This window comes from Caballeronia terrestris, from assembly GCF_001544515.1.
In the GTDB taxonomy this organism is placed as follows: Bacteria; Pseudomonadota; Gammaproteobacteria; order Burkholderiales; family Burkholderiaceae; genus Caballeronia; species Caballeronia terrestris.
The window spans coordinates 1-2,612 of the sequence record NZ_FCOL02000261.1 but is presented as its reverse complement, the minus strand read 5'-3'; the positions used below and the strand labels follow the sequence as shown (position 1 = coordinate 2,612).

Annotated in this window: 5 protein-coding genes and 1 pseudogene; 5 read left to right on the top strand and 1 reads right to left on the bottom strand. The window is 56.0% G+C overall.

Annotated features, from left to right (window positions below; translation table 11 throughout):
- Window positions 1–136: 136 nt before the first annotated feature.
- Together AWB67_RS40295 and AWB67_RS40290 are read left to right on the top strand one after the other, a co-directional pair.
- Window positions 137–709: a hypothetical protein gene (locus tag AWB67_RS40295; protein WP_125477845.1), complete on the top strand. Its 573-nt coding sequence runs from the start codon at window positions 137–139 to the stop codon at window positions 707–709.
- Window positions 706–945, top strand: a complete 240-nt coding sequence (locus AWB67_RS40290) for a hypothetical protein (protein WP_125477844.1) — start codon at window positions 706–708, stop codon at window positions 943–945. The genes AWB67_RS40295 and AWB67_RS40290 overlap by 4 nt, the downstream gene beginning before the upstream one ends.
- A 105-nt stretch (window positions 946–1,050) precedes the next feature.
- Here the strand turns inward: AWB67_RS40290 and AWB67_RS36220 are convergent, their stop codons facing one another.
- Window positions 1,051–1,560, bottom strand: a complete 510-nt coding sequence (locus AWB67_RS36220; RefSeq protein WP_087660664.1) for an N-6 DNA methylase — start codon at window positions 1,558–1,560, stop codon at window positions 1,051–1,053.
- A 98-nt stretch (window positions 1,561–1,658) separates the two neighbouring features.
- Here AWB67_RS36220 and AWB67_RS36215 point away from each other — a divergent pair, with 98 nt between their 5' ends.
- The 3 genes and pseudogenes from AWB67_RS36215 to AWB67_RS43670 all read left to right on the top strand — a co-directional run.
- Window positions 1,659–2,159 carry a hypothetical protein gene (locus AWB67_RS36215; RefSeq protein WP_087660663.1) on the top strand — a complete coding sequence of 167 codons (501 nt, stop codon included), beginning with the start codon at window positions 1,659–1,661 and terminating at the stop codon, window positions 2,157–2,159.
- A gap of 33 nt (window positions 2,160–2,192) precedes the next feature.
- Complete coding sequence (locus tag AWB67_RS41190; protein ID WP_159965132.1) at window positions 2,193–2,333, top strand: hypothetical protein; 141 nt, start codon at window positions 2,193–2,195, stop codon at window positions 2,331–2,333.
- 122 nt (window positions 2,334–2,455) lie between these two features.
- Window positions 2,456–2,612 (top strand): annotated as a pseudogene (locus AWB67_RS43670) (IS66-like element accessory protein TnpA); the annotation flags it as partial.

Sequence of the window (2,612 nt, the reverse complement as noted above, 5' to 3'; positions counted from 1 at the left end):
TTACCGAGAACTGGATCGGCGCTCACGAACGCCAAGATGAGACCGTGAGAAAGGCGCAAGAACTCGGCACTCTCGAGATCGTTAAAAGAGGGACTTTTATTGCCACGCCACCGTGGAGATCTCCAGGAGCGAAAAAATGTCATCAGACGGCACCGCAACTCCGGGCCCGCCCGACGAAAGAGAGTCCGAGAAGCGTTCAGACAAATCCAGATCTACGAACTACGAACTGGAAGGCTATAAAGCAGGGTTGCAGGGCAACGGCTATCGGCCGTACGATCTCTTCTCAGCGGCAAATGAGCAATGGACGGCGGGGTATATCGACGGATTGGAAGCGTCTCGGGGCCCTCTGGGCATACCGAGGGCTGTCTACAGCATGTTGCTGTTCGGGCTCTCTATCTTGTTTCTTGTAGCTGGTGCAACATTGTCCTTGCCTAGCATGCGCGTTCCCCGAGTGGAAAATCCCGGTACCGGCGCATATCCTCCCACTCTCCCGACTGAAACCCCTCCCGCACCGATCGACCAATCTCGTATCGACATGAAATTAGACAAGCTAGCATCGGCAGTCTCAGAGACGTGCCAGCCGCAGATGGCACTCACCCAGGCAAAGACAAACGAGGTTCAGGCCAGTGTTACATCGGACCAACGTCCTCTATTTACTGCAGCTATAACGGGCGTCCTCGATACGGCTACAAAGGAAAAATCGGCGTGAAAGAAGCCCTCGATCTGAAGACAAAGCTCATAGACGCTTCAATCGACGTAAGTAAAGATCTCGTGAAGAAGACAGTTGACGCTTTGCTCGGCGGTTCGAAAAAGGACGATGCCGCCAAGGCGGTACCTGGAAATATTCGAATCACGATCACCCAGAACAACACCGGATCGACGGCCGGCAGCAGAGGGGGTTCTCCGCCGCCGAGAAGCAGGGCCTGCTCACCAGCGAAAAAATAGCGATCCATTCCAAGCCTCGGCATGGATCGCTTTACGACAACGTACGCAGCAACGCCCATGGCTTCGACAGCTGTCCCCTGGTTAATCGCTTCCGCATGAGTCCAATCACTGTCGAGCACGCTTCGTTGATACGTCTGCGCTCGAAGGGGTTTGCGATCCGCACAGAACATCTGCGGGTGTGTGCCAGACGTCCCTGGATTCCAACGTCAGGGAGTTGCCGTGAACCACAGTCGCTGGAGTGCCTAGGAGACTGAGTTGCACATACGCCATATGAACACACGTGGGATCGATGTCCGTGCAGGTTGCATGCAGCAAGGTGGGATAGTTCAGCCCCGCCTCGTGCATGGCCTGCGCGACCGCGACGACCATCCCTCCAGACCCGCAGGCTGGCTCGTCCATGGTGATAAATCCGCGGTCTCTAATTTCCTTTCCGTCGCCCACGGTCACCATCTTGGCCATCAGCAGCGAGACTTCATACGGCGTGAAGAACTGTCCTGCACGCTCGCTACCGAGATCCAGTGCCATAAAGATCTGCCTTAATACGTCTGCGATGCTCTCTACTGATTCCTTCAGTCCGGCATCGCCCAGTAAATCGAGCCTCGACTGGTAGCACATTTTAAACTCTGCGAACGTCCGAGCAAACAGATCAGGTCCTCCTTCGAGTACTTCTTGACGATTTCTATATAACGCCTCTCGCGCCGGTCAGGCTGCGGATGAACCTACCGAGCAAGCCTTCGGAGGACGGCTGCCTCAAGCTCTCAGCGGCGGATCGGATCCTCGCCGAATGCCGGCAGGGCACGGCAGCCACGAAGGAACAGAGCACGTGCTGGGATGACCTTAACGGTGACTACCAGGATATGTCCGGCACGCTGTTGCGTCACACCATGGTTTCGGAGGTGCTGCGTGATCAGGACCTGCACGGCTTTATCGAAGACAAGACGACGTTCAAGACGAATGTGAACTTGTTCGCGAGCGACCTGCGTCAACTCAGCAACGATCTCATGGAACTGCGCAAGCTCCACGCCGGCAAGAGTGGCGGCAGTGAGGATGCGGAGGAGGTGCTGCACTCGATCCATATCTACGAGCAATACAACCTGTGGATGCAGCGTAATGACGGCGTGCTGATGCCCACGGTTTATCACGTCCTCGAAGCAACGAACAAGGCTGAACTTGCCCGGGCGCGCGCGCACGGAAGCCGGTCTCATCACGGGTGACGCACCAAAAGAGTTGATCCGGCTGTTCTCGACGTGAATCAGATCACGGATGTTACGTTCAACGACGAGAACGTCGGTCGAGTGGTTGGCGTAACTGAGACGAAGGGCATGGTGGAAACGGCAATCGAATCCGGTCTTGCGGCCGACCGTGAAGGCATGCAGGCGATCGTCTAAAACACCTACCAAGAGAGGTTATTGGGAGCGGACATAAAGAACACCCATTGAACGTAAGCGCTAAATAGAACACACCTATCATCGTCGGTGTTTAAGGGCGACGATTGCGTCCGCAACCTACATTGCGGACGCAAACCATGAACGACGACGAGTCTGATTTTCTGCCACTGCGGGTCATTCGAGAATGCTCCAACGGTAAGCGGAGGTACGACCCCGAGGGTAAGCGCCAACTGATCGAGGCGTGCTTGCTGCCGGGTGCGTCAATCGCCGGCCTCGCAC

Excerpts from the sequence above, each read along its gene's own strand:
- AWB67_RS40295 (WP_125477845.1), top strand. The coding sequence starts at position 137 with ATGTCATCAGACGGCACCGCAACTCCGGGCCCGCCCGACGAAAGAGAG.
- AWB67_RS36220 (WP_087660664.1), bottom strand. The coding sequence starts at position 1,560 with ATGTGCTACCAGTCGAGGCTCGATTTACTGGGCGATGCCGGACTGAAG.
- AWB67_RS36215 (WP_087660663.1), top strand. The coding sequence starts at position 1,659 with ATGAACCTACCGAGCAAGCCTTCGGAGGACGGCTGCCTCAAGCTCTCA.